At 60.9% G+C, this 25509-nt stretch carries 21 protein-coding genes and 1 pseudogene; 8 read left to right on the top strand and 14 right to left on the bottom strand.

Going from position 1 to position 25509, the window contains the following annotated elements; translation table 11 throughout:
* Positions 1-22: 22 nt before the first annotated feature.
* Together argH and FJ419_RS16660 are read right to left on the bottom strand one after the other, a co-directional pair.
* Positions 23-1549, bottom strand: a complete 1527-nt coding sequence (argH, locus tag FJ419_RS16655; protein ID WP_140695309.1) for an argininosuccinate lyase — start codon at positions 1547-1549, stop codon at positions 23-25.
* A gap of 12 nt (positions 1550-1561) precedes the next feature.
* Positions 1562-3037: an aldehyde dehydrogenase family protein gene (locus FJ419_RS16660; protein WP_181170720.1), complete on the bottom strand. Its 1476-nt coding sequence runs from the start codon at positions 3035-3037 to the stop codon at positions 1562-1564.
* 299 nt (positions 3038-3336) lie between these two features.
* Here FJ419_RS16660 and FJ419_RS16665 point away from each other — a divergent pair, with 299 nt between their 5' ends.
* Genes FJ419_RS16665 through FJ419_RS16685 form a run of 5 tightly spaced genes read left to right on the top strand, consistent with a single transcriptional unit; the run spans position 3337 to position 9096 of the window.
* On the top strand, positions 3337-4938 hold the full coding sequence (locus FJ419_RS16665; protein ID WP_181170721.1) for an ABC transporter substrate-binding protein: 1602 nt from the start codon (positions 3337-3339) through the stop codon (positions 4936-4938).
* 13 nt (positions 4939-4951) lie between these two features.
* Positions 4952-5914 (top strand): ABC transporter permease, encoded by a 963-nt coding sequence (locus tag FJ419_RS16670; RefSeq protein ID WP_181170722.1) that lies wholly within the window; start codon positions 4952-4954, stop codon positions 5912-5914.
* A gap of 41 nt (positions 5915-5955) precedes the next feature.
* Positions 5956-6765: an ABC transporter permease gene (locus tag FJ419_RS16675; protein WP_140695767.1), complete on the top strand. Its 810-nt coding sequence runs from the start codon at positions 5956-5958 to the stop codon at positions 6763-6765.
* A 7-nt stretch (positions 6766-6772) separates the two neighbouring features.
* Entirely contained in the window at positions 6773-8410 is a 1638-nt protein-coding gene (locus FJ419_RS16680) for an ABC transporter ATP-binding protein (RefSeq protein WP_140695320.1), read from the top strand.
* Between the two features lie 38 nt (positions 8411-8448).
* Entirely contained in the window at positions 8449-9096 is a 648-nt protein-coding gene (locus tag FJ419_RS16685) for a hypothetical protein (RefSeq protein WP_140695325.1), read from the top strand.
* A gap of 56 nt (positions 9097-9152) precedes the next feature.
* Here FJ419_RS16685 and FJ419_RS16690 read toward each other — a convergent pair whose 3' ends face one another.
* The gene (locus FJ419_RS16690) at positions 9153-10151 is read right to left on the bottom strand and encodes a LysR family transcriptional regulator (RefSeq protein ID WP_140695329.1); all 999 of its coding nucleotides are present in this window, start codon (positions 10149-10151) and stop codon (positions 9153-9155) included.
* On the opposite strand from FJ419_RS16690, the gene FJ419_RS16695 reads away from it, so the two are divergent.
* Positions 10136-11167, top strand: coding sequence for a membrane dipeptidase (locus FJ419_RS16695; protein WP_140695333.1), 1032 nt, complete (start codon positions 10136-10138; stop codon positions 11165-11167). The two genes, FJ419_RS16690 and FJ419_RS16695, sit on opposite strands and share 16 nt — an antisense overlap.
* A gap of 50 nt (positions 11168-11217) precedes the next feature.
* Here the strand turns inward: FJ419_RS16695 and FJ419_RS16700 are convergent, their stop codons facing one another.
* The 9 genes from FJ419_RS16700 to FJ419_RS16740 form a co-directional block, all read right to left on the bottom strand.
* Positions 11218-12264 carry a porin gene (locus FJ419_RS16700; RefSeq protein WP_140695336.1) on the bottom strand — a complete coding sequence of 349 codons (1047 nt, stop codon included), beginning with the start codon at positions 12262-12264 and terminating at the stop codon, positions 11218-11220.
* A 53-nt stretch (positions 12265-12317) separates the two neighbouring features.
* On the bottom strand, positions 12318-13190 hold the full coding sequence (locus tag FJ419_RS16705; protein ID WP_140695339.1) for an N-formylglutamate amidohydrolase: 873 nt from the start codon (positions 13188-13190) through the stop codon (positions 12318-12320).
* Between the two features lie 53 nt (positions 13191-13243).
* Entirely contained in the window at positions 13244-14383 is a 1140-nt protein-coding gene (locus tag FJ419_RS16710; protein ID WP_140695342.1) for an FAD-dependent oxidoreductase, read from the bottom strand.
* A gap of 10 nt (positions 14384-14393) precedes the next feature.
* Positions 14394-15749, bottom strand: a complete 1356-nt coding sequence (locus tag FJ419_RS16715) for an FAD/NAD(P)-binding oxidoreductase (protein WP_140695345.1) — start codon at positions 15747-15749, stop codon at positions 14394-14396.
* A complete protein-coding gene (locus FJ419_RS16720) occupies positions 15746-16063 on the bottom strand; it encodes a (2Fe-2S)-binding protein (RefSeq protein ID WP_140695348.1) in 318 nt (105 codons plus the stop codon). The genes FJ419_RS16715 and FJ419_RS16720 overlap by 4 nt, the downstream gene beginning before the upstream one ends.
* 507 nt (positions 16064-16570) lie before the next feature.
* Positions 16571-17899 carry an amino acid deaminase gene (locus FJ419_RS16725; RefSeq protein ID WP_140695351.1) on the bottom strand — a complete coding sequence of 443 codons (1329 nt, stop codon included), beginning with the start codon at positions 17897-17899 and terminating at the stop codon, positions 16571-16573.
* Complete coding sequence (locus FJ419_RS16730; protein WP_140695354.1) at positions 17883-18791, bottom strand: alpha/beta hydrolase; 909 nt, start codon at positions 18789-18791, stop codon at positions 17883-17885. The genes FJ419_RS16725 and FJ419_RS16730 overlap by 17 nt, the downstream gene beginning before the upstream one ends.
* Positions 18792-18848: 57 nt before the next feature.
* Positions 18849-20987, bottom strand: a complete 2139-nt coding sequence (locus FJ419_RS16735) for an acetolactate synthase catalytic subunit (protein ID WP_140695367.1) — start codon at positions 20985-20987, stop codon at positions 18849-18851.
* Positions 20988-21009: 22 nt separating this feature from the next.
* Complete coding sequence (locus FJ419_RS16740; protein WP_140695382.1) at positions 21010-21924, bottom strand: alpha/beta hydrolase; 915 nt, start codon at positions 21922-21924, stop codon at positions 21010-21012.
* Between the two features lie 493 nt (positions 21925-22417).
* Here FJ419_RS16740 and FJ419_RS16745 point away from each other — a divergent pair.
* Positions 22418-22814, top strand: a pseudogene (locus FJ419_RS16745) (ATP-binding protein); the annotation flags it as partial.
* A gap of 163 nt (positions 22815-22977) precedes the next feature.
* Here the strand turns inward: FJ419_RS16745 and FJ419_RS16750 are convergent.
* Together FJ419_RS16750 and FJ419_RS16755 are read right to left on the bottom strand one after the other, a co-directional pair.
* On the bottom strand, positions 22978-23625 hold the full coding sequence (locus tag FJ419_RS16750) for a hypothetical protein (protein ID WP_140695396.1): 648 nt from the start codon (positions 23623-23625) through the stop codon (positions 22978-22980).
* Between the two features lie 99 nt (positions 23626-23724).
* Positions 23725-24921 carry an IS256 family transposase gene (locus FJ419_RS16755; protein ID WP_140695409.1) on the bottom strand — a complete coding sequence of 399 codons (1197 nt, stop codon included), beginning with the start codon at positions 24919-24921 and terminating at the stop codon, positions 23725-23727.
* Positions 24922-25168: 247 nt separating this feature from the next.
* On the opposite strand from FJ419_RS16755, the gene FJ419_RS16760 reads away from it, so the two are divergent.
* Positions 25169-25501 carry a hypothetical protein gene (locus tag FJ419_RS16760; protein WP_140695423.1) on the top strand — a complete coding sequence of 111 codons (333 nt, stop codon included), beginning with the start codon at positions 25169-25171 and terminating at the stop codon, positions 25499-25501.
* Positions 25502-25509: the final 8 nt, after the last annotated feature.

Genomic DNA, 25509 nt, shown 5'->3' on the forward strand with positions numbered 1-25509 from the left:
AGTTCGCTCCTTCCGACGTGCGTCAGGCGGTCGCCGCGGCAGGTTCGACCACAATGCTGGCCAGCGCCTCGACCGCTTGCTTGAGCGCCGCTGCTTTGTCGGCAAGCACCTGTCTCACGACCGTGACGAAGCCTTCGTCCTGTTGAAGCACCATGCGTTGAGCCGCCAGCATTCTCAATGTCTCGGCAGGACAGGGAGCGCCCAGCGATATGCGGCGCTCAACGCTCTTTTGCGGATCAAGAATGTCGCTGATTTCGGTGGCGCCGAATTCAATCCTGCGATGCAGGACGATCTCGACCGCCTCCGTGACCATTTCCGCGGTGATCCCGCTCGCCGCGATCTTCTCCTCCAGTGCTCTTCGCGTCACATAACCGACGATGTGATGCGCTTCGCGGAATGACAGCCCGTGGCGCTGCACAATGAAGTCGGCAAGGTCGGTCATCGTGGAGAAGTTATTTGCGGTCAATTCGCGCATGCGCCGCGCCCGCGGAATGACGGCCGCAACCAGCAGGTCGAGCAGCGTCATGGAGGACCTGCAGGTCTCGAAAAGCGTCCAGGCGCGGTTAAGCGAGGCTCGGGTCGCGTCAATGCTGTGCGTGAAATGGCTGGCGCGCATAGTGGCAAGCATGGCGGTATAGTCGCCGATAACCTCGCCGGCGTTGGCTTTCAGGGCTTCGATGACGACTGGGTTCTTCTTCTGCGGCATGATGCTGGAGACGCCGGCGACCGAATCGGCGAAGTCGATCAGCGCGAACTCCGCGGTCGTCCAGACATAGAAATCCTGCGCCAGCCTGCTCCATGTCGTCGACAGCGAGGCGCCGATCGCGGACAGCGAAAGCATGTAGTCGCGCGCGGCGACGGCGTCCTGAGAGTGTTCGGCAACGCCGTCGAATGCCAGGAGCCCTGCCGTCATGTTCCGGTCGATGGCAAAGGAAGTGCCGGCCATAGCTCCGGCGCCGAGCGGGCAGAGATTCATGCGCCTGTATTCCGCGCGTAATCGTTCGATGTCGCGCGCCAGCGCGGTCGCGACGCCGAGAAGATAGAAGCCGAAGGTGACGGGCTGCGATGGTTGCAGATGGGTATAGCCAGGCATGACGGTGTCGGCATGGCGCTCCGCTTGGTCGAGCAGGCTGGACCGGACCCGTGAGACGGCCTCAATCAGGTCAAGGATCTCTCGGCGCGCGCGCATGCGGTCGATGGTCGCCCCTATGTCGTTGCGGCTACGGCCCACATGCAAGCTGCCGCCGATCTCCACGCCGGTACGGGCAATCAAAGCGGTTTCGCAATTGAAATAGAGATCTTCGAGCGACGGATCGTTGGGCAGGGCCTCCGCGCCCTGCCGCTGCAATTCCAGCATCTCGCGGGCCAGTACCGCTGCTATGTCCTTGCTGAGGAAGCCATGGCGCTTAAGCATCAGCAGATGCGCCTGGTTGATGGCATGCATGTGTTCCAGCGCGTGCTTCGTCTCGCGCTCCAGCCGCGGCCGGTAGACAAGCTCCCGCACCTCTGCGGCCATGCCCTGGCTCAACCTTTCGCCGCGTACAGACATTGTGCGTGTCTCTCAGCCGGCGACGTAGATAGTGCGCGAACGGGTGAAGAACTGGACCACTTCTGGTCCCATCTCCCGCACGCCAAAACCGGACTCGCCGTTACCGCCGAAGGGCACATGATAGTCGGTGCCGACCGTCTGCAGATTGATCATCAGCATGCCGGCAGTGCTGCGCCGGCGGAACTCGCCGATGGCGGCGTGCGAGGCGGTGTAGATCCCGGCCGACAGCCCGTAAGGCGTATCATTGGCGATCTCGATCGCATGGTCGAGCGAATCCGCGCGGATCAGCGATGCGACCGGGCCGAAGATCTCGTGCCGGTTCACAAAATCGGCGGACGACGTGCCGATGAACAGCGCGGGCTGAACGAAATGGCCGGGCGTCGCCCCCTCAAGTGGTGAGCCGCCCCAAGCTTCGCCGCTGGTCTCGGCCTTCGCGTTGTCGAGCGACTGCAGCACGCGCTCGCGCTGCTGCTCACTGACGAGGGGGCCGATGTTCGACTGCGGGTCCAATGCATGCCCGACCCTGAGACCCTTGACTCGCTCGAGCAACGTCTCGGCGAAGCGGTCGTGGATCGCGGCGTCGACGATGATGCGGCTGGAAGCCGTGCAGCGTTGACCGGTCGAATAGAAGGCACCTTTGATCGCCGCATCGAGAGCGCCTTCGAGATTGGCGTCGGCCATGACGATCAGCGGATTCTTGCCGCCGAGCTCTAGCTGGAGTTGCGCATTGCGGCCATTCATCGAGGCCGCGATCTTGCTGCCCGTGACGGACGAGCCGGTGAAGCTGACAAGGTCGACTTCTGGGTTGGATACCAGAGCCGCGCCAACTTCCCCGCCCCCCATCACCATCTGGAAGACGCCATTGGGCAGACCGGCCTCGACCATGATCTCCGACAACAACTGCGCGCAACCGCTGGTCAACTCCGAAGGCTTGAGGACCGCGCAATTGCCATAAGCCAGCGCTGGCGCCAGCTTCCAGGCCGGAATGACGATCGGAAAATTCCAGGGCGTGATAAGCGCGGCAACCCCAACCGGCTCGCGAACGACATCGATGTCTATGCCTTCGCGCAGCGAGCGCACATGCCGCCCGGACAGGCGCAATGCTTCTCCGGCGTAGAATTTGAACAACTGACCGGCCTTGGTCACTTCGGCGCGCGCTTCCGGCAAGGTCTTGCCTTCTTCGCGCGACAACAGTGTCGCGATTTCCTCGCGCCGGGAAACGATGAGCGAGCCAACCGTGTCGAGCAAATCGGCTCGCGCCTGCGGCAGCAAGCGAGCCCATTTCGGAAACGCCTCTCGCGCTGCCGCGACAGCCTCGGCAACGTCGTCCAGCGAGGCGAACGTCGCAACCGAGACGACTTCCCCAGTGTCGGACGGATTGCGCCGCTCCTTTGCAGCCCCATTCGCGACGCGCTCGCCATCTATCAGGTTCTGGCAGGCCAGTGGCTCGATCCGACCAAGATTAATTAGGGAAGCCTGCACATTCATTAGAATTCGTTCCTTGTCTAAATTCCATATGGCAATTAGGGTTTACATAGATAACCGTGCTGCATCAATCTCCCATTCATTTGATCCGGTAATGGATTTATAAACGGGAACGAAATACAAAATGAACCAACCTAGCTGAGAAAAAGTGAGGCATCCCGATCCAGCAGAAATCGTCAAAAGAGGCTTGAGAGCAAGCAAGCAGCCGCCACTCTCCAAAGCGAGGGCGCGACCTGCGAACCGAGCGAAGACTCGGCGCTACAGGCAACAAAAACAATAAGGGGAATAAAATGGAGAATCCGATGAAACGCGTTCCGTCAACAACGAAGGGGCTCGTTGCCGTTCTTACCGTCTGTGCGCTATTTTCGTGGCCAGCCTTCGCGCAAAACAAAGGCGGCAATCTTATTTCGGTTTTGCGCGCAGACCCAAAAGGGTTGGTTCTGGCTTTTCCGAGCGCGGGTGATACCCAGCTCGTTTCGGGCAAAATCTATGAGGGGCTGCTCAACTATTCGTCCGACCTGAAGCCGATGCCCTCATTGGCCAAGGCCTGGGAAGTCTCGCCCGACGGATCGACCTACACTTTCAAGCTTCAGCCCGGCGTGAAATGGAGCGACGGCGAGGATTTCACGTCCGCCGACGTGGTCTTCAGCCTGTCGGAAATGCTGCCGAAGACCAACGCCGCGGCCAAGCAGGCGCTGGAGCAGGTAAAGTCAGTGACGGCTCCCGACGCGCAGACGGTGGTCATTACCCTCAAGCGGCCGGTGCCTTATTTCCTGATGGTGTTTCCGCGCCAGCAAATGCCGATGATGCCCAAGCATATCTACGAGGGCACGGACTACGCGACCAATCCGCATAATGCCAAGCCTATCGGCACCGGTCCGTTCAAGCTGCAAGAATGGCAGCGGGGTTCCTATATCCGCTTGGTCCGCAACGACAGCTACTGGAACAAGGACCGTCCCGACCTCGACTCGATCACCTACCGGATCATGCCAGATGCGGCTTCGCGAGGCATCGCACTGGAAACGGGCGACGTGCAAGTTGCAACCTCACTCGAGGTGAGCAGCACTGACATCGCCCGCTTCAAGACCAATGCCGACATTGAAATGACGCCCAAGGGCTGGGAGTACTACAGCGCCCAGGCAATGGTTGAATTCAACCTGCGCAAACCCTTGCTGAGCGATGCGCGGTTTCGGCAGGCGCTGTCTTATGCTGTCGACCGCCAATTCGTGCTCGACCACATCTGGGGCGGACTCGGACGCATCGCCACGGGACCGATCGGCGCCAGTATTCCCTACTATACGCCGGACGTGCCGAAATATGATTTCGACGTAGGCAAGGCCAAGAAGCTACTTGATGATATGGGGCTGAAGGCTGACTCTGACGGCATGCGCCACGATGAAAAAGGCAATTCGGTAAAGGTAAGCCTCCTTGTTCTTCCCGGTGAGCCCTATGATCGCCTGGCCGAATACGTGCGGGAAGCCTGGAAAGGAATTGGGGTCGAGACGGACCTGCAGACGACCGATCTTGGCACCTGCTATGACCGGCTCTCCAATTGGAATTTCGACGCTGCCGTCTTCACCCTCGGCCAGCTCGCCGACCCGGGCATCGGCAGCCGCAGCTACTACCATTCTTCGAACATCAAAAAGGGCAGCCCGTTCTCGAACGTCGTCGGCTACTCGAACCCCGACGTCGACAAGTGGTACGACGAAGCGGCAGTGGAGATGGATCCGGCAAAGCGCGGCAAACTCTACGCCGACATCCAGCGCGAGCTGGTCGCGGATGCGCCGATGATCTGGCTGCTCGATCTCGATCGGCTGACCATTTACCACAAGAGCGTGCACAATCTCGTGACGGACGGGTTCGGTCCGCGCGGAGCCTGGGACCAGGCCTACCTCGATCAATGAGGCCACGGTGCAGATGATATCCTACATCGGGGCGAGATTGATCAAGGCGCTGGGCATCCTGGTCGGCGTCGTCTCGCTCAACTTCATCCTGATCCGCCTGGTCCCGGGAGATCCGGCGACGGTTATCGCCGGTGAAAGCGGCATGGCCGATGAGGCGTTCGTCAACACGATCCGCCACGTCTACGGGCTGGATCAGCCAACGCTGCTCCAGCTCAAGACCTACCTGGTCAATACGCTCTCGTTCAATCTCGGATATTCCTACCGACTTCAGAGCGACGTTCTGTCTCTCATCGTCGAACGGTTGCCGGCTACGCTGGCGTTGACAGGCTCTGCCTTCATCCTGTCACTCTTGGTCGGTGTCGGGCTCGGCGTCGTCGCCGGGACCCGTCCCGACACCAAACTCGATCATGTCATCAGGATCGTCACGCTCGCCTTCTATGCGATTCCCGTCTTTTGGATCGGTCTGATGCTGATCCTCGTCTTCTCGTTGCGAGTGCACTGGTTCCCAGCTTCGGGAACGGGCTACGAATATGGCGACAATCCAGGCCCGGCCGTCTTCCTCTGGCACCTGGCGCTGCCGGCGGTGACGTTGTCGCTGTTTTACATTGCCGTCTATGTCCGCCTTGCGCGTACATCGGTCATCGATGTCATGCATCTCGACTTCGTGCGCACCGCCCGCTCGAAAGGGCTGGGCTCCAGCGAGATCATACGCCGGCACGTGCTGCCCAACGCGATCCTGCCCATTCTGACGATGGCTTCGCTGCAGGCGGGCAGCCTGGTGAGCGGATCGATCGCGGTCGAGACCATCTTCGCCTGGCCGGGAATCGGCCGCCTCGGGTACGAGGCGCTGATGCAGCGTGATTACAACATGCTGCTGGGCGTATTCCTGACCACTGCGGCGATGGTCGTGCTGCTCAACCTCGTCGCCGACGTCCTCTACGCCATCGTCGATCCCAGAATAGAGTTGGCAAAATGAACCATGCCCGCACATTGCTAGCCTGCGCCCTGCCGTTGCGCATGCGCGACTGGCAATTGACGATCGGCACCGGCCTGCTTCTTGCCCTCGCTTTCGTCGCCGTGTCGGCGCCCGTCATCTCGCCATTCGGCCCGTGGGAGATCGGTGCCCCACCCTATCTGCCGCCCCTATCGCCGCATCACTGGCTGGGTACCGACATGCTCGGACGGGACGTCCTGTCCGGTGTCATATACGGGGCACGCGTATCGCTGTTGGTGGGCGTGATCTCCGCGGCTGCCGCGATCTGCATCGGCACCATTGTCGGCGGCACCGCAGGTTATGCTGGCGGCCTGATTGACGACATTCTGATGCGTCTGACGGAATTCCTCCAGACCATGCCGGGCCTGGCGCTGGCATTGGTCCTGGTCGCGGTGCTCGGCGCTTCGATGTGGTCGGTCGTGCTGGCAATTGCGCTTGTGAGTTGGCCGCCGGTGGCGCGGCTGATGCGGGCGGAGTTTCTTTCGCTGCGTAGCCGTGAATTCGTACTTGCTGCCAAGGTGCTGGGCGAAAGCCACAGCAAGATCGTCCTCAGCCACATGCTGCCCAATGCGCTGGGACCGATCATTTCAATCGCCTCGCTCAAGGTCGCCAGCGCGGTTCTGACCGAATCCACCATCAGCTTCCTGGGCCTGGGTGACGTCAACAAAATCTCCTGGGGCATGATGATCGGCATGTCGCAGAGCCAACTGCGCAATGCCTGGTGGATGAGCGTGTTTCCGGGGCTAGCCCTGCTCATCACGGTTCTTGCCCTAACGCTTATTTCAGACGGTATCGGACGCGCACTCAGCGGTCGTCGCCACAGCATGTTGTGAGCTGCCAATGCTGCAAGTCGAAAACCTGAAGATAGGCCTGCCTGCCGGCGCCGACAGGCCATTCGCGGTCAACAGCATTTCCTTTTCCGTCGAGGCTGGAAAGACACTTTGCCTGGTGGGGGAATCCGGCTCCGGCAAATCGGTTACCGGTCAGGCCATCGCCGGCCTGCAACCAAAGTTCCTGCGCCAGTCGACCTCTGGCTCGATCCGCCTCGGCGACCTCGATCTGTCGTCGCTCAGCGAGCGTCAATGGCAAGGCATTCGCGGCCGCGAGATCGGTATGATCTTCCAGGAGCCGATGACGGCGCTCAATCCGATCATGCCCGTCGGTCGCCAGATCGCCGAAGTCTATCGCGCGCACGGGCTCTTGGTCGGCAAGGCGGAAATGCGCGACCGCGTGCATGCTTTGTTGGAGCGCGTCGGTATCCACGATCCGCGTCGCATCGCGAATTCCTACAGCTTCCGCATCTCGGGCGGGCAGCGGCAGCGCGCGATGATCGCCATGGCGGTGGCGTTGAAGCCCAAGCTGCTGATTGCGGACGAGCCGACTACGGCACTCGACGTGACCACGCAACGCCAGGTGCTCGAGCTTCTGGCAGACCTGCAGCGCGAAACAGGCATGGCGCTGTTGTTCGTAACCCACGATTTCGGGATCGTCGCGGAAATCGCTGACGATGTCGCGGTGATGCAGCACGGTAATCTGGTCGAGTTCGGGGCGAAGGAGGAGGTGCTGCATCGGCCGCGCCAAAGCTACACCAGGAGCCTGCTCGATGCCGTGCCGCGTCTCGGCGCCTGCCGTCCCTGCGCCATGCAACGGGCCGAACCTCTGATCCAGGTCCGCGGCGTATACAAGCGCTATTCGGTTGCCGAAGGACTTCTGAAACGGCGCCAACTGGTGGCTTTGGACGACGTGTCCTTCGACGTCTGCAAGGGCGAGGTGGTGTCGCTTGTCGGTGAATCCGGGTCCGGAAAATCGACCATTGCCAAATGCCTGACCAAGCTGACGCCGCTCAATGGCGGATCGATCAAGCTGGACGGCGTCGACCTGCTCACGCTCAAGGGCGATGCTCTGAAGAATGCGCGTCGCCGCATCCAGATCGTGTTCCAGGATCCGTACGGCTCGCTAGATCCGCGGCAGAAGATCATCGAAAGCGTTGCAGCGGGTCCGATCGCCCATGGCGCGCCCAAGGCCCAAGCGCAGGCCGAGGCGGCGGAGCTGCTCTCCCTCGTCGGGCTGGGCCGGAATGTGTTCGACCGTTATCCGCACGAGTTTTCCGGCGGCCAGCGTCAACGCATCGGCATTGCCCGCGCGCTTGCGGTCAAGCCGGATCTGCTAATTGCCGACGAGGCCGTCTCGGCGCTCGACGTCACGGTCCAGGCGCAGGTGCTAGAGCTCTTGAGCGAGCTTCGCGACAGGTTCGGTCTGACGATGCTGTTCATCACCCACGACCTTCGCGTCGCCGGCCAGGTCAGCGATCGGATTATCGTCCTCAAAAACGGCGCTGTGGTGGAGGAGGGTGCGACTGAGAACGTCTTCGCCTGCCCATGCAGCGACTACACCCAGAAGCTTCTTAAGACCATTCCGGGTCTCGGCGCGATCCGCCACGACTCCGGCATGGATATGGTTCCCCGGGTGGCGGTCTAACGCGTCCCGGTTGTCAGTGCAGAGCAAAGGAGAATGGCATGACAAGTGAAGCCCTGGTCGGCAAAGACCGCATCAAGATCGACGGCGATTGCACCGTCGAAATCGCCCGCCAGGCTGACGGCGTTTGGCAACTCTCGTTCCTGGATGGATCCGGCAAGAGGCTAGTCGCGCCGGAGCCCGAGCAGGTCAAGGCGGAGTCGATCGGCAGCGACTTCATCGTTCGTGTGCTGACCGTCGCAAAGGGCCCGGACGCCAACACCCTGACGGCGACGGGCAAGACCGAACTGGCTAACTATGCCCGCATTTCCGTCGACAAGGGCGGCGCCTGGAAGACGCAATACGCGCTCCTTACGAACACCGAGACGCCGACGGCGCCGATCGGCCCCAATGGCGGCCCGATCATGGATATGGGTCACGATTCCTTCATCGAGCTTGCGGTCAATCCGGACAAGCCCTGGGACCTGACCTTCTACGAGGAAAAGGACGAAGTGGATGCGCCAAACCCGTCGATCATCCTTGTCGAGGCATTAAAGGGCGACGGCACCGTCGCCAATCTCGAGGTCGCCGCCGGTCCGAAGCCGTCGATGCTTGTCGCCTCAGGACCGACCCACAAGACCACGCGCGTGCGGCTCTTGTGGGCACATGGCGATCATTTCCATCGCCGTGAGTTCAACCTGCCGGATTGATCGGCAACATAGGTCCTGCAAGGAGGCCGGCCCAGAGACGGGCCGGCTTTTTGTGTTCACGCTTCCGCGTGTATCGCCTGGAATTCGTTCATTACTTTCAGGAAATTCTTGACACGCGCCGAGGTTTCTTCCTGGCGGCATACCGCCGCGATCTCGGCCAGTTTCGGCAATTCATGCAGAGGCCGGAACACCACCTTGGGATGACGCGCAAAATTGGTAACCGAGGCGGGAAGAATGGCGATGCCGACGCCGGCGGCCACAAGTCCGACTATACCCGTTGTGTCCGGCGTTTCCTGCACGACATAGGGCCGGAAGCCGACCTGCTGGCAATGCGCGATAAGGCGTGATTGATAGGGAATCTCTGGATGATGATTGTGCTGTACCAGAGGCTGGTCTGCGAGATCGGCGAGCCGGAAATCGGGCTTGGTCGCAAGCGAATTCATGACGTTGATGACCGCCACGAAGCCTTCGCGCACGAGCAACTGAGTGTAAAGCGAAGGCTCCCTTATCGGGGTCCGTATGAAACCGATGTCCAGCTTCTGGCTCATGATGGCGTCGATCTGCTCGCGCGAATTGAGATGGCGCAATTGCAGCGTGACAGCGGGGTATTTCTCGCGAAAACTGTGGATGGCTTCCGGTAAGCTGTCGACGATGGCGGAGGTGATGAAACCCATCCGCAGCTCTCCGGCCGCGCCGCGCGCGGTGAGCGAAGCGATGCGCGGCGCGGCGTCCAGCGTGGCCAAGCCCTGCTGAATCTGGGCGAGGAAGGCTTCTCCGGCTGGCGTAAGCTTCACGGCGCGCGTCGTGCGGTTGAGAAGCTTCACACCAACGCGATCTTCGAGCGCTTTGATCTGCTGGCTTATCGAGGATTGCGACACACCGAGACGTTCGCCCGCACGCGCGAAATGAAGATCACTCGCTACCGCTTCGAAGACGCGTAGCTGCTTGATATCGATGGGATTATTCATCATTATTCGTAATATATCTTCGCGTGCCGAGGCTTGGCAAGCGACCGAAGGATAGGCAATCTCGATTGCGAATGACAGAAAAGACAATCAGTGAAAAGGCCGAGGCGATTTATCGGTCGGCCATCGTCTGCGATCTCACCTTGCCATGGAGTTCAGGCCCGCCTGATGGCAGAGCCAAGGCTCTGAATGACGTTGCCGAAGCCGGCATAAATTTCATCTCGTTGACCATGGGCACCGACTTTTCCACGACGCATGACACACTGCGTCTGATCGCTGCCGAACGCGCCCGCACCGCGGCTTCGGGCAATCTCGTCTTCGTCGAAACAGTAGAGGATATTGCCGATGCCAGACGATCCGGCCGTCTTGCCGTCGGCTTCCATTTCCAAGGCGCGGGGCCGCTGGCCAACGATGTCGAACTGATCCCGGTTTTCTATGCGCTCGGCGTTCGCCACATGATCCTTGCCTACAATCAGCGCAACCGCTTCTGCGATGGTTGTTTCGAGGTCAATGACGGCGGGCTTAGTCGGCTGGGCATGCGCGCCGTCGATGAATTGAACCGCGTCGGCATGATCCTCGATTGCTCGCATCTGAGCTACCATTCCTCGATGCAGATCATCGACCGCTCTTCGGCGCCCGTCATGTTCTCGCATTCGAACGCCGATGCCGTGCTGCCCTCCTTTCGCAACATCAAGGACGACCAGATTGTCGCCTGCGCCGAAAAGGGCGGGCTGATCGGTGTATGCGGCGCCGGCAAGTTTTTGACCGCCAGCCAGGAATCCACGGTCGAGGGACTCGCCGATCATATTGACCACATCGCCGGTCTTGTCGGCGACAGCAATGTCGCGCTGGGTCTCGACGCAGTTTACTACCCGGAGGTGTTCTACAGACTCTACGCCGAGCGCAGGGACGCGTATCCCGCCGACGTTCCGCCGCCGCCCTGGAACTATTTCGACCAGGGCGAGCTTCGCCATCTGCCGGATGTGCTTCTGGCTCGCGGTTATTCGGACGAGTCGATCGTTGGAATTCTCGGCGGAAATTTCCTCAGGCTGGCCAGCCGTGTCTGGAAGCCGGTCGACGATGCCTGGCCGACAGGCAAATACTGAACGAAAAAAGCCCCGCGCCTGAGCGTGAGGAGAGCGTGCTTCCAGTGAGATCAGAATGTGCGCTGGAAACGAAGTATGCCGCCGACCGCGTCGCTGTCATCAATGTCGAAATTATCGAAGTAATCGACTTCCGCCGTGATCGTGTAGCCGGGGATGATGGTGTAAGCCAAATTGGCCGCCACGGAGAAATCCCTGGCGTCGGTGTAGGTAATCTGGGCATTGAAGGACGTCTTGTCCGTGACGGCATAGGAGCCGCCGCCCCACAGCGCCCATTTGCCGGACCATGGCTTGTAGAAATTGGCGTCGACATTGTCGTCGGTGCCGTAGCCAGCCATCACGAATAGCGTCAGGTTCTTGACAGGTTTGATGTCAAGCCGCAGCTTGCCGGCCCATTCCTCCCAGTTGCTGTTATAGGCGCCGACGCCGGTGATCGCGCCCCAGTCGCCCTTGTACTTCGCGCCGAGCACGACATGCGGGACGTAGCTGTCGATCGTGTCGGTTCCCGATCCCTCTTCGAGGGAAACCACGCCCGAGAACCCGCCGCCGGCGTCGAAATAGTAGCTGATCAGATTCGTGTCCTTGATGCCGTACGGGATGATTGTGTCCTGGATGACATTGCCGGCATAGCCGACGAAGGAATCATAGGTCGACTCGTCCTTGCCGACGCGCAGTCCGCCGAGTTGGATCCAGGCGAAGTTCAGCGTGAGATTGGTTGGGCCGCCGTTCGGATAGTTGAACCGCGTTTCGGTGAAAGTCTTGAGCGTGCCCAGTTCGGTTTCCTGTCCGGTCCAGGTCCTGAATGTGAAACGCGTATTGACCTTCAAGGCGTGCTGCGGATCGCCGTACTGCGCGTCCGTTGCCGTGCGACCATCGAAGACACGGCCGCCATCTCCGACGCTGGCGTCGAAACGGATATAGCCGCCGAGACGAAAACAGGTTTCGGTGCCTGGGATGTAAAAATAGCCGGCGCCATAGACGTCGCAGACCCGGACATATTCGGCTGGTTCCGGTCCGGCAACTGGGCCGTCCGCAGCATAGGCGCCAGACATTCCGATCAACCCGGCCACAGAGCCAAGCAGCAAACTTCTGATAGTCATTAAATTCCCCCTTATTTGATGTTTGTTTGGAGTTGCGGCGCCTCGGCCGGATGTTACGTGATCATCCGGACACGTCGGGCGATCTCGACGAAGCAGTCTTGCAGAACCTTCAATCCTCCATGCAGTTCACGTGTGTGTTCGTTGAGATAGAGGTCTCGCCGCATCTCCACCTGGAGGCTGTAGATGCCCGTCTTCGGGCAAGCGTGACGGCGCAGCAATTCGTTGCCACGGAATGGTTTATTGAAAGCAACCTCAAATCCGCGATCGCGGAAAACGGAAGCAACGAGCTCGACATAGGCCGGCATGGCCGTTGTCCCGTCGAGATCGCCAAGGCAGATGTCGGGACGCTTGATGCCGTCCTGCGGTCCGATGGACGACATCGAATGACAGCTCAGTTGGAATGCGTGGCCGAACTTAGCGCGCTTCTCCGCGAGCAGTTCGCCAAGCTTGCTGTGATAGGGGAGATAGTAATCATCTATCCTCCGCTTGACATCCGCGACAGCCAGCTTTTCTTCGTAGAGGGGCTTGTAACTGACCCCAAGTGAATGGATGAGTCCTGACCCCGACTTTATCGACGCCGGCAATGGCTTCACCGGCGATGGCCAAGCGCCGTCGATCTGGTCCGGATCGATGTCGTCTTCAGGCCGGTTGGGATCGACATAGGTCGGCGGAAACTGCGCCATAAGCACGGTCGCGCCTTCCGCGATGCAGGGCAGCACAACACGCTCGACATAGGGCGAGATTTTGGTGTGCAGGCTTTTGAATGAAGCCGGGGGCATGAATTCGGGCGGATAGGTCGTACCGCTTCGGGAAACGTCGAAGACGAGCGGACTGTCGATCTCGCCCGGAGCCATTCGGTAGATGGTCTCGGTCGCGATGCAGGCGCGCGCGTTCTCATCACGGTTTGGCGCCGTGGTTATATTCATTGCACCGTTCCTTTGTAATTTGCGCGCGGCACACCGTGCCGGTCGCGCTGGCGTTAGCGGGCGTTTGCCAGCTTCTTTTCCTCGACCTTGTCGAAGCGCGAGATGCAGAAGGCATCGATCGGCGTCTCGGAGCGGCCGTCGCGGATGACTTCGCACAGGATTTCCCCGATCGCCGGTCCGAGCTGAAAGCCGTGGCCGCACAGGCCGAAGGCATGGATGAGGTTGGGCGTGGTCTGGCTGGGTCCGATGATCGGCAGCTTGTCCGGCAGATCGCCTTCTAGCCCGCTCCAGGAGCGGATTATCTGCAGGCCCGAAAGCTCGGGCACCAGCTCGATGGCGCGTTGGAATTGACCAAGCGTGGTGTCGGCGCGGTTGCGGGCGCGCTCGATCGAAAGATCGCCCCAGCCCGGACCGCCGCCGAGCACGACGTTGCCGCGTTCCACCTGGCGAAAGTAGACCGCGCCGCCACAAACGGCGATCGACTTGGTCATGAAGTAGGAAACGGGTTCGGTGACGAAGAGGTTCGGCGTGCGCAGCGTCAACGGCGCGCTTTCATTGAACAGCTCGATGAATTTTCCGGCCCAGGCGCCTGCGGCGTTGACCAGATATTTCGACTTCACCATAAGTTCGGGCGCCGAGGTTTCGAAGTGGCTGCCGGTCCAGGCGCTATGCTCGACACGCGTAAATTCACGTATGTCGACGCCATGCGCGCGCGCCGCACGGCTGTAGGCCGGGGTGACGAGGCGTGGGTTCGCGTGGCCATCTTCGACCGCGAGCGAGGAGCCCGCGATCTTGCGGCTCACCCAGGGAAACATCTCTTGGGTGATCTTGCCCGAGTTAAGTTGAAGGTAGAGGCCGTAGTCGTGCGCCATCCTCGCGTAGTCTTCCAGCATCTGCACATCCTGTTCCGAGCGCGCCAGCCGCAAATGGCCGACTTGCCTAAACTCGATGTCTTCGCCGAGAACCTCATGCAGCCGAGGCCAGATCTTGGCCGCACGCCGTGTCATGGGAAGCTCGCTTTCGTCACGCGCCTGCTGTCGCACGCCGCCCGCATTCACTCCGCTGGCCTGCGCGCCGCACATGCCTTTATCGAGCAACACGACACTCATGCCAGACTTGCGCAGTGCCAAGGCCGTTGCGGAACCGACGATGCCGCCTCCGATGATCGCAACGTCAACCGTCAGCTTTTCCATCGCCGCCTCCTCAAACAACCATCGGAATTGGCTTGACCGGATGCTGGCCCCGCAGGCGGCCAACCTCCGCTAGCGGCCGCCCGCTCTTCTCGGCGAGTATCTCAGCGGCCATCGCGCCGCAGACCCGCCCCTGGCAGCGTCCCATGCCTACGCGCGTGAACGCCTTCAGCCGATTGACCTCGGGGGCGGCCGTCTTGACGATGTTCGCACGCAGTTCGCCGACGGTGACACCTTCGCAACGGCAAACCATCAGCGAGTCCTGCATCTGCCCGACGAGATGGACGGGGAACGGATAGGCAGCATCGATGGCGCTGCGGAAGCGGGCATGGCAATCGAGTTCCGCCTGGATTGCTGACAAGCGTTCCGCAGCCGGCGAGGCGATGCCCAAATCCTGCAAGACCGAGTAAGCCGCGCGCTGCCCTGTCAACTCCGCCACATCGGCTCCGCCGATGGCCGCGCAGTCACCGGCTAAATAGACATTGGAATTGCTGCTTCGCCCGCCGTCCCGGACTGACGGCAACCATTGTCGTGTCGGCTCGTCGAAGCGGAGGTCGCAGCCAGCGAGTTCGACTAGTTGCATCTCCGGCTTCAATCCGAAGGACGCAGCCACCGCATCGCAAGCAACCTGGTGCCAGCGGCCGCTGCCGTCGCGCCATTTCAGCCCCTCGACATGTGTATCGCCGATCACTTCGAGTGCCTTGGCGCCATAGATTGGCTTTACCCCATGCCTGCGGATCGTTCGCAGATAGGCCATGCCGCGTTTCACATAAGAGGGCAGCGCCATCATCGCGGGCAACGCTTTGACCTTCGCCGAAAAGGGTGTGACATCGATCACGGCCGCGACCTCGCCGCCGGCTTCCAGATACTGGCTGGCGACCAGCGGCAGCAGTGGGCCGCCGCCGACTAGCGCTACGCGCTTGCCTACCGCGACGCCTTGCGCCTTCAACGCGATCTGGGCCCCGCCCAAGGTGTAAACGCCAGGCAGGGTCCAGCCGGGAAAGGGGATGATGCGATCGAAGGCACCGGTTGCCAGAATGAGGCGATTGTAGGGGGCAATCCCCTGCGCGCCATTGCTGAGCGTATTGAGTTTCTGGTCGAAGCAGTTCCAAACCAGCGTGTTAGGTCGATAATCGATTCGGTCCCCGAACTGGGCAAGCGCGGCATGTATCGCCCTGGCTTTGCCCGCCTCGCTTCCATAGAGCTTGGCGGCATCGCGCTCGGCGCCTGCCGGCGGCTGACGATAGATTTGGCCACCGGGGCGCTTGGCTTCATCCAAAACGATTGGGCGAAGGCCAGCCTGTGCGAGCACCTCGGCTGCTCTAACGCCGGCAGGGCCGGCGCCAACTATGACGATGCTGGCAGTCAATTTCGATGCTCTCTGCTGGCGTGGAACAGTCCGGTTTCAATCCGCATGCCAGGCTCGACCGCGGTGTCGCATGCGCGCACCCGCCGCCCATCCCCGAGTTTCACCCAGCAGTCCTGACAAGCACCCATAAGGCAGAATCCCGCCCGGACACCGTCGCCGAATTCAAACCGACGCACTGCGGGCTGGTGGAGCAGGATGGCGGTGATCGCGAGATCGCCTGCTTGGACCTCGACAGGCCGGCCATCAATGGAAATCTCGAAGCGAAGACCTCCACGATCAACCAAGCGGTGAAATTGTGCCGAGCTCTGGCTCATCAGCTTGCGGGTGCTCCCGACAGGCTTCAAGCTCTTGATTAATCCCTGTAGATAATCCAGGAGGAATCTGAGAGGCCGAGCCTATCGTCTTGATAGCTGTTGAAATATGTGCGTAAAATCAACCATATGCGCTGAGACTGTCAACGGTATGCTCCTTATCGATTAATGACAGTGGCTAATCAGATGGACCATTGAGTGAGCCGATTTCACTGTATCAAAGCACTTGGGCAGGACGGAACTAATGGGCGCCCGGTCGCTGCTCACCCGTACGGCGGTGAGCGAGACCACGGAGCGGTTGTGGGCGGAATAGGAGGCGGTTACCAGCCCGATCTTGCCGAGTTCGAGGTGGTGTACTTGTTCGTCGACGGATCGCCGAGCTACTGTATCTGGGTCCCCGACGCGAGGCGGTGCTGGCGGCCTGAGCATCTTGGCTGACCACAAAGCCCTGCTGCTCGTGCCCGGCACCAAGGAGGACCCCGTGCGGCAACGAATGCACGCAGCGCATTCTCAAAAGAACGTCTCGATCGCTCCTACGACATTATAGCTGTCATCGATCTCGTAGATCAGGCGCCATTTGTCGAAGGTCGTGCACGGATGTGACGGGCTCAATGCAACCATGTCGCCGATCCCCAGCCCGTGCCCGACTGGCAGCTTAATGGTTGTATGCTGATCGTTGATGATCGCAATCTCGTAGGAGCCTGCGGCGAGAAGCCGGGTGCAAACCCCTCGTTGTGCCGTTTTCAACATCACCGGTGGTCCTGCGTCATGACCGAAGTCCCGTTGCCCCGCACCCAAGACAATTCGATCCGGTTCAGGGGTCGAAAGGACGTGGCACCAAATCTCCAATGCTGGTTCGAAAGAAAGGTGGGTCGCCTGGGCTATATCGTTACGCTGTTTCAGATCCTCAAATAACCGCGCATACAGTCCGGAATCATGTGTCAGATAGCATCCGCTCCGGATTACGATCTGTACCTGCCTGCTGAGTTGTAAATAGCGCGGTATATCGGCGACCAGATCGTAAAAGGAACTGCCACCGGCGCTGAGCATGATCCGATCGCGGGCATTGAAGAGACCCTCCGCGTCACAGGCCCGGATCATCTCGAGGAGAATGTCAAGGAATGAGGGTACGGCGGTTTGCCGTTCGTCCTTTGGCTTCGTTTGCAGCACACCCTCGTATCCCTCCAGCCCCACAAGACAAAGGTGAGGGAAACTCGCATGGACCGCACGCGCGACATCTAAGGCTGAGTCAACTGTTCGAACCCCGCAGCGGCCGCCGGGAAATCCTCCTTCCACAAGGACCTGCACCGGGCGACCTGGCGAGGATTGCTCCGCGCTCCTGCGCAGCCGTTCGACGCCATCGATTGAGTCGACGAGACAATAGAAATCGAATGCAGGATCGGCGCCCAGTTCCTGGAGAACAAAGGCGATCTCCTGAAGTCCGACGAGTTCGTTCGCATAGAAGATGCGGTCGAAGCCAAGGCGCCGCGCTGCGCGGAGCTGATGAAAAGTTGCAAGACTGATTCCCCAGCAGCCGTCGGCAAGCTGCCTCTGGAACAGTTGTGGGCTCATCGTCGTCTTGCCGTGAGGGCAAAGAACGATGTTGGGCGCAAAGGCTTCGAGAAAGCGGAGCATCCGCTTGCTGTTGTGCTCCAGCGCTTTCCGGCCGAGGGTGCATGCGGGCAGCGGAAGATCGCCGCGCAGGAGATTCCAGCCGGCGCCTGCGATGGATGCAAGGTCGACCCTGTCGTGACCGAGGCCGGGCAGACCCTTCTCCAAACCCGTCAGCCGACCAGTCGACTCGGAGCCTAATGCCGTCACCTCAGCTTCGTCTGACATCGCTTGCCGCCGTGTCCGACAACAGTTGTCGAATGGCAGTCAGCACCTCATCCGGTGCCTCCCGCGGGATGAAATGCCCTACGCCCGGCAGCACACGTCTTTCGTAAGAGCTGACAAAGAACCGCTCTTTGCCCTCGGACGTCTCCGGAAAGTTGTCGGCGTCATCGGCGCCTTGCAGCATCACGGTGGGCACTCGAATAGGCGGATTTTCGAGCAGCCGCTTTTCGAGCTCCTCATGCTCCGGCGCGCCCGCGGCTTCTCCCCAGCGCTGCAGGTAGGCATGAATGCTGATCGGAGCCCAGTCGCCGTTCTCCCAGGAGGCGGCCGTAGCCTCGAACTCTGCTTCATCGAACCTCCAGGCGGGCGACCAGGTCCGCCAAAGATGGCGGCAGAGACGACGCCTGTCCTTGTCCATCGCCTCGCGGCCTTGCTTGGTGGCCACCAGCCATTCGTACCAATAGGCCTTCGCCAGGTCGTAGGACATGTCGCGGACGGGCTTTGATGTGGCATAGCCAGCGGACATCGCAAGGAGTCCCCGCACCCGCTCGGAAAACAGCGCGCCGACGACGTAGCCGGCTCGGGCGCCCCAATCATAGCCCACCACGAGAATATCGCGGAGATCGAGACCGTCAATCAAATCCGCCAAGTCCTGACCCAGCGCCGAAATAGCTCCGCTTCTCAGCGTCTCCTCCAAGCGAAAAGTCGTAGGGGTGGTGCCGCGCAAGTAAGGGGCAAGAATACGATGCCCAAGTTTGGCAAGCTCAGGCGTGATCTTGCCCCAGCAGCGTACGTCGTCCGGCCAGCCATGGACTAAAACGATCGGATTTCCTTGCGGATTGCCCGCCTCTTCATAAGCGAGATTGAGATATGGCGTTTCGATGTATTTCGTCATGAGCGCGAACCAAATTCGTTCAACACGGGCCGCCCATCTTGGCTGTGACGGCGTTCTCTACGGCACTGGATTCTGGATCACGTGTCCGTTCTCCAACCGATCGAGCGTGCCGTCATAAAGCGCAATGGGCGGATGACCTCCCGGATCGGTCAGCACGTCGAGCAAGGCCAGTTTGTCGGACCCGGCCGCGCGATCGAACGCGGCGTCGAGGTCGCGCGCATGCTCCACGCGCTCCCCATAGCCGCCGCAGGCATGCGCGATTGAGGCGTGGTCCACATGGCCGAGGTGTCCTGCCGCGGTGTAGCGGCCGAACTTGGCCATCTCGGCGTCCTTTTGATACCCGAGGACACCGTTGTTAAGCACGACCACTGTCACCTTGATGCCGATCCGCACAGCGGTTTCCATTTCCGCCCAACCATGCGCAAAACCGCCATCGCCAACCACGACGATAACGTCTGCATTGGGTCGCGCCAGCTTGGCGCCGAGGGCGAGCGGCAGACCCCAGCCGAGGCCTGCAAGCCCGCGCGGCGAGATCACACGCGTTGTTGCATGACGCGTGCGAAGCTGACCCGCCACCCAGCTCGACGAATAGCTGGCATCCGCCGCGATCACGGTCTCCGGCCCGAGGCGCTTCTGGATAGAAGCAAGGACGCGTTCGGCGCGGATCGGTTCGGCGTCTGCCAAGAACGGCGCGCGTTCATCCTCAAACGCTTCCCAAGCAGACGCGATACGGCGTTCGATCGCACCGCGATCCCGTGCATGGCTGCCGAGCGCATCTGTGAGCGCGTCGAGCGTCGCACGTGCATCGCCGAGCAGGCGCACCGCCTCATAGTTCCGGCCGATCTCCTGCGGGTCGATATCAATGTGAAGCACGCGCGCATCGTCCGCAATCAGCGACCAGCCGTCCGTGCCGTCCTCGTTGGTGCGGTTGCCGATCAGCAGCACCAGATCAGCCTCTTTTACGAGCGGCTTGGTCTGGCGCCCGAGCCCACCTGGCCCTGTAAGATTGCCGATTACGCCCATGGCCAGTGGATGTGTCTCGGGGATCGCCCCCTTGCCCATGCTCGTCGTGGCGACGGGCGCGGTAGCTTTCTCCGCAAAACGAAGTAGCGCTTCGCCTGCTCCCGAACTGTGCACGCCGCCGCCGGCGATGACGATCGGCAAGCGGGCGTCGTTGATGAGTTTCGCCGCCTCGACGATGACGCCATCGTCCGGGCGTGGCCGGTCGATCGGCCAGTTACCGAGCCGTGTCTCACGGCGGCCGACCTTGCCGGCGCGCGCTTTGTGCAGATCGACCGGCAACATCAGCACGGCCGGGCCGGGCTTGCCACTGGCAGCGGCGACGAAGGCCCGGTCGAGATGATCGTCGATGCCGTCAGCGCTGTCGACGACGTGAAGCCACTTTGTCACCGGAGCGAACAAGGCCTTATGGTCGTATTCCTGAAAGGCGTTCTTTCCAATGTGGGAGCGGTCCACCTCCTGCATGATCGCGACGATCGGTGTGCCGGCTTTCATGGCTTCGGCGAAAGGTGCGACCGCAAGCGCGGCAGCGGGGCCGTTCTGGCAGATCAAAACAGGCACGCGGCCGGAGGCGCGCGCGAAGCCGTCCGCGATCGCCCCACCCATGTTCTCCTCGCGGTAGGTGATATTGCGAATGCCGCGGTCCTCGCAGGCGAGCACCAATGCTGTCGGCACGCTCTGTCCCAGGATGAATTCGACGCCATGCCGGACCAGTCCGTCGGCGACCACGTCAACCACCGTGGGCGGTTGGTTGGACATGCCGGCGGTGCACCGTGTGCCGATGTTGTCCAGCCCGGCCCGGAGAAAGCCTCTGATCGCTTCGACCGTCTTTTCCTTGTCTGCTGTGGGTTCGAAGTCCGCCGACCAGACGACGGTGCTTGTTTCATCGCCGTTATCTTCGACCCTGAGTTCGGAAACGTAGTCGCGAACCGGCATCGCGGTCTTTTCCATCCGGTACCGATAGGCGTGGCGGCCCGGCTGCTTTTCAAGCAACCGCTCCGTCTGTCGGCTGCCGTCACGGGTTTCGGCGATACGGAGGCTGCCTTTTTGTTCGCCCTCGCTTGTGACCTTGGCCAGCATCGGATGCCATTCGCCGACACCGCCGAACGATCCAATCATTCGCCACAGCGTTTCGGCTCCTTCCGCGACCCGCGTCCTCTCAGCAAGACTTGTCATGTCAGGCACCTCTCATTTTCATTCAATGCAGATTAGATTCGAGATGCTGTAAGACAGCATCTGCAACGATATCCGGCGCCTCACGCGTGGGAAAATGACCGATGCCATCCAGGACAACGCGCCGGTAACCGTTAGTGAAAAACCTGTCCTTGCCCTCGGTGCTTTTCGTCAACACCGTACCGTCGGCCGCGCCCTGGATCATCAGGGTCGGAACATCAAGGCGTTCCGTGGCTGCGATTTTGCTGTGCAACTCGTCGTAGCGCGGATCGCGCGGCTCGTTACGCCAACGGCTTCGATAATTACTGAGCGTGATCGCGAGCCAGTCGGGGTTCTCGAAGCTCCGAGCAACAGCCTCGAAGGAAGCGTCGTCAAACCAGCCAAGCGGACTCCAAGTCTGCCACTGAAGGCGCGCAAAGCCTGTCGGGTCCTTGGCCACCGCCTCCGCGCCACGGTCGACCGACATGAACCACTGATACCACCAAGCGCGCGATTGCTCGAATGGCGGCACTGGAAACGCCCCGCCGGGCGAATAACCGAGGGACAGTGCCGTTATCGTTTCCAAGCGCGCCGGCGCGATCGCGGCCAAGGCATAGGCGATGCGCGCCCCCCAATCATGCCCTACGACCGAGAAGCGCTCTATCTCAAGCGCATCCATCAGGTCGAGCGCATCCTGAGCCAGCGCTTCTATGCGGCCATCGCGAAACGTCGAGGGCGACAAGAACCGGGTTGGGCCGAACCCCCGAAGCCAAGGGGTGATTGTCCGAATTCCGGTCTGGGACAATCGCGGGGCGACACCGAGCCAGGTGGTGGCGTCGTCGGGCCAGCCATGAAGCAGCAACGTCGTCCTGCCACTCTCCGGACCTTCTTGGAGAAAGGCTATTTCCAGTACTTCTGTGATCGCTGTCAGCGACGGATTGGAGGATGCGAATGTCGACATCCTTACCCAACAACCGCGGCGCCACTAGGTTCCGCTGGATACGACGGCTAAGTCCCCAAGGTACCGAGTATAGCATCGACGGCGGAACGGAGGTCCGAAGGGAAAAGTCGGTGTGCGAATGCCGCTTCGTGGAATCTCGATCTAGCGCATAGGCGGTGTGGGTGAAGGCGACGCCATCAAGCAGACCGTGTAGCCAGCGATGCGTTCCGCTTCCAGCCTATTTGTCATGTTGAGCGTTGCTCACGTGGGCAAAGGTCAACCGAAGGCCACTTGGTCACAGACCGCAACACTAACGCCAGAATCGCCAATAACCTTCTAAACTCCGAGCAAACGGATTCTCGATTGGCAGATTTGCTCCCTCGGTGCTTTCGCGGCATTTGCCGAGATATGGAGCGAGCAGTTCGTTGGCTATACAAGTCTCTGAAAAATATAGAGAAACTGGCGCACCCGGCAGAATTCGAATCTGTGACCTCTGCCTTCGGAGGGCAAGCTGATGGAAAGCACCCAGGTTCTCGACTTGATGGGGACGCTAAAGCTCTTATGGCATGCGAAGCGCCTATGACGAGGTCATGGCGACAGGCATCAAGCGCCAGCACGAACCGCCCAGGATCGTCGGCGATCTGCTCTCGGCCGAGATATCCGAGAAGCAGGCCCGCTCGATCAAATACCAGCTCACCGTCGCCAAGCTGCCGCTGGAGTTCGACTTCGACGGCACGCCGGTCAACGAGGCGCTTATCCGCGATCTCGCGGATGGCACCTTCGTTGCCGACCGGCGCAACGCCGTCCTCATCGGCGGCACAGGAGCCGGCAAGTCGCATCTCGCCATCGGCATCGCGCGTGCCCTTATCGGCAACGGTTCTCGGGGCCGCTACTTCTTCAATGTCGTCGAGAGTTCGACGGTTAGTGTGAAATGGGTATTTCACACTGAGAGAATCGGCCAGCGGGTTCGAATCCCTCTCTCCGCCAGACTTCCGATAGATCGGCAAGTTATTGAAAAAACTAGATTAACAGAAGGACAACCAACTCGCGGTGCCCCAAACCGGTGCCCCAAATTCATTCCTGGACCCCGCCGTCTCCTTTAGGTTTCCGTGGCTTCCTGGGAGGCTTCGTCTCGCTCCTGCGCATTGCCTCGTATCGCTTACGCTCCTTTTCCCGGTCATCGCTGGAATAGGTGTCCGTTTTGATTTTGTGCGATCCTCGCGCGACCCACTGCCAGTCTTCCCGCAGCTTTTTGAGTTGCTCCGCCATTTGAATGAGCGGGGAGCGAGCGCCTAGGTGGCCATAGCCATTATAGTCCCCCATGGATAGCTCATAGCTAAGGGACTGGCGCTTTTGCTCGCGGGGATGGTGCTTCCAACTGGTCGAGACTTCGAAAGTCTTCCCGTGAAAGCCCTTGTAGTCGCCCACGTAGCTCGACATTGACTGACCCGGCTTTAAGATGCTGACGTGTCTCAACGGCCGCCCCTTGTCTTTATGGCCGTCCCTCTCAAACTCCGGGCTAAAAGCCACCGCCACGTCATGCGCCGCTGCGTTTCCTGTATTCGTGACGATCAAGTCAACATGCATCAGAGACCAGCGGTTAGGCTCAAGGGTGGCCACAACGTGAGCCTGTGCCGTTGCCCTTGAGAGACGCTTGGTCTCTCGTGCCAACACCCAGGTGAAGAAGCCAAGCGCGATGGTCGCAACGGCGGTGACAACCATGGACCACGTCTGGGCGTCCGCCCGCAAGCTCTCCCACAAGCCCGCCAAAAAATGGTCGTGTGCGTCAAGTTCTGCAAAAAGGGGCGGCCACGAGGCTGGTCATGCGGCTTGGCGCAGAGCGAGCTTCTTGTGCTCGCGCAGGTCGTCCATGTTGATGTAGCGGTTGGCCTCCATCCAGTTTTCGTTGGTTTCGACGGCCAGCGCCCTGACCAGGCGCAGGCAGCTTTCGGCGTTGGGAAAGATGCGCACGACATAGGTGCGGCGCCTGATCTCTTCGTTGAGGCGTTCCAGCATGTTGGTCGACTTCAGGTGCTTGTGGTGCTGGCGCGGCAGGCGAAAGAAGGTCAGCGTGCCCTCGATGGTCTCCTCCACCCACGTCGTCAGCCTGGGATAGCGGCTCGACCATTTGGCCAGCCACGCGGCAAGATCGGCCTTGGCCTCGGCGAGATCGCGCCGGTCGTAGAGCCATCTGAGCTCCTGCAGGCAGTCGTCGCCATGTTTCCTCGGCAGGTGATCGAGCGCGTTCCTGAGGAAGTGGACGTAGCAGCGCTGCCAGGCCGCTTCCGGGATCACCTCGCCGATCGCCGCGACCAGGCCGGCATGGTCGTCGGACACGACCAGTTCGACGCCCCTGAGGCCGCGCGCCTTGAGCGCGACGAGGAAGTCTTTCCAGGCCGAGCGGCTCTCGCGATTGGCCATCTCCACGGCCAGGATCTGGCGCCGCCCGTCCCAGTCGATGCCGACCGCGATCAGCACCGCCTGGCTCATGACGATGCCGGCCTCGCGCACCTTCTCGTAGCGGGCATCGAGGATGAGGTAGGCAAAGGGCTCTTGCAGCGGGCGCTCGGCAAAGGCCTTCAGGCTCTCGTCCAGGCGCTTGTTGATGGCCGAGATCGACGAGGCCGAGAACGCATGCCCGCACAGCTCTTCCGTGATCGCCTTGACCTTGCGGGTCGACACGCCCTGCACGTACATCTCGGCGAGCGTCGCCACCAAGGCCCGCTCGGAACGCTGGTAGCGCTCGAACAGCTCGGTGGAGAAGCGCCCCTGCCGGTCCTGCGGAACCCGCAGCTCCAGCTTGCCGACACGGGTGACAAGCGTGCGGCCGTAATACCCAGAGCGATAGCCCAGCCGCTCCGGCGTGCGCTCGCTCTTCGAAGCACCCAGCGCCTCGTCCATCTCGGCCTCGAGCACCTCCTGCATCACCGCGCGGATCACTTCATGCAGCCCGTCCGGGTTCGAAAGCAGAATGTCTTTGACGGCAGCTATGGCGGATTTATCTTCAGTCTTGGTCATGGTGGCGTTCCTTCGCGGGAATCAGGTGACGTGAACAATCACCAGCCTGCCATGACCGCCCTCTCTCAGCGAATTTGCAGAACTCTCAGCACACTACCCAAAAAATCCCAAATCATACTGAGTCCCCCAAGCTGAACACATAGTATGGGCCACAGGCAGCATGTCCAGTGGACAGTCTGAATGGCCGCTTGAGGCTCGACCGATACTGTGGCTGTATGCGGCCGCGAAGTTCAAAGGGGGTCTCAGAATGCAAAAGAACAATCTTGCAGCGCTCGCCGCGTGCGTGATGCTTGGCGGGTGCGCCATGACTCTGCCCGTGACGGGACAGTCTGGGGATGGTGCGGAGACCTTCACAGGCAGCGCCACCGGTTACGCAGACGGTGCCGGCAACCTGACCATCACCAGCAACAAAGGGCGGAAGTGCAAGGGCGACTTCGTCTATGTGAACCGCCGTGAGGGCAGCGGGACGTTCACCTGTAGCGATGGCTCAAGTGGCCCCTTCACATTCGTATCCACGGGCATGCGTGGCACCGGCACGGGAACCCTTGGCGGCAAGCCGTTCACGTTCTCCTTTGGCTAGGGCCTCAG

This window comes from Mesorhizobium sp. B2-6-2, from assembly GCF_006440615.1.
GTDB lineage: Bacteria > Pseudomonadota > Alphaproteobacteria > Rhizobiales > Rhizobiaceae > Mesorhizobium.

Coding starts and splice junctions, on each gene's coding strand:
- FJ419_RS16675 (WP_140695767.1), top strand. CDS start 5,956: ATGCGCGACTGGCAATTGACGATCGGCACCGGCCTGCTTCTTGCCCTC.
- FJ419_RS16695 (WP_140695333.1), top strand. CDS start 10,136: ATGACAGAAAAGACAATCAGTGAAAAGGCCGAGGCGATTTATCGGTCG.
- FJ419_RS16705 (WP_140695339.1), bottom strand. CDS start 13,190: ATGAATATAACCACGGCGCCAAACCGTGATGAGAACGCGCGCGCCTGC.
- FJ419_RS16685 (WP_140695325.1), top strand. CDS start 8,449: ATGACAAGTGAAGCCCTGGTCGGCAAAGACCGCATCAAGATCGACGGC.
- FJ419_RS16755 (WP_140695409.1), bottom strand. CDS start 24,921: ATGACCAAGACTGAAGATAAATCCGCCATAGCTGCCGTCAAAGACATT.
- FJ419_RS16700 (WP_140695336.1), bottom strand. CDS start 12,264: ATGACTATCAGAAGTTTGCTGCTTGGCTCTGTGGCCGGGTTGATCGGA.
- FJ419_RS16665 (WP_181170721.1), top strand. CDS start 3,337: ATGAAACGCGTTCCGTCAACAACGAAGGGGCTCGTTGCCGTTCTTACC.
- FJ419_RS16720 (WP_140695348.1), bottom strand. CDS start 16,063: ATGAGCCAGAGCTCGGCACAATTTCACCGCTTGGTTGATCGTGGAGGT.
- FJ419_RS16730 (WP_140695354.1), bottom strand. CDS start 18,791: ATGACGAAATACATCGAAACGCCATATCTCAATCTCGCTTATGAAGAG.
- FJ419_RS16735 (WP_140695367.1), bottom strand. CDS start 20,987: ATGACAAGTCTTGCTGAGAGGACGCGGGTCGCGGAAGGAGCCGAAACG.
- FJ419_RS16710 (WP_140695342.1), bottom strand. CDS start 14,383: ATGGAAAAGCTGACGGTTGACGTTGCGATCATCGGAGGCGGCATCGTC.
- FJ419_RS16750 (WP_140695396.1), bottom strand. CDS start 23,625: ATGGTTGTCACCGCCGTTGCGACCATCGCGCTTGGCTTCTTCACCTGG.
- argH (WP_140695309.1), bottom strand. CDS start 1,549: ATGTCTGTACGCGGCGAAAGGTTGAGCCAGGGCATGGCCGCAGAGGTG.
- FJ419_RS16670 (WP_181170722.1), top strand. CDS start 4,952: ATGATATCCTACATCGGGGCGAGATTGATCAAGGCGCTGGGCATCCTG.
- FJ419_RS16725 (WP_140695351.1), bottom strand. CDS start 17,899: ATGTCAGACGAAGCTGAGGTGACGGCATTAGGCTCCGAGTCGACTGGT.
- FJ419_RS16740 (WP_140695382.1), bottom strand. CDS start 21,924: ATGTCGACATTCGCATCCTCCAATCCGTCGCTGACAGCGATCACAGAA.
- FJ419_RS16680 (WP_140695320.1), top strand. CDS start 6,773: ATGCTGCAAGTCGAAAACCTGAAGATAGGCCTGCCTGCCGGCGCCGAC.
- FJ419_RS16760 (WP_140695423.1), top strand. CDS start 25,169: ATGCAAAAGAACAATCTTGCAGCGCTCGCCGCGTGCGTGATGCTTGGC.
- FJ419_RS16660 (WP_181170720.1), bottom strand. CDS start 3,037: ATGAATGTGCAGGCTTCCCTAATTAATCTTGGTCGGATCGAGCCACTG.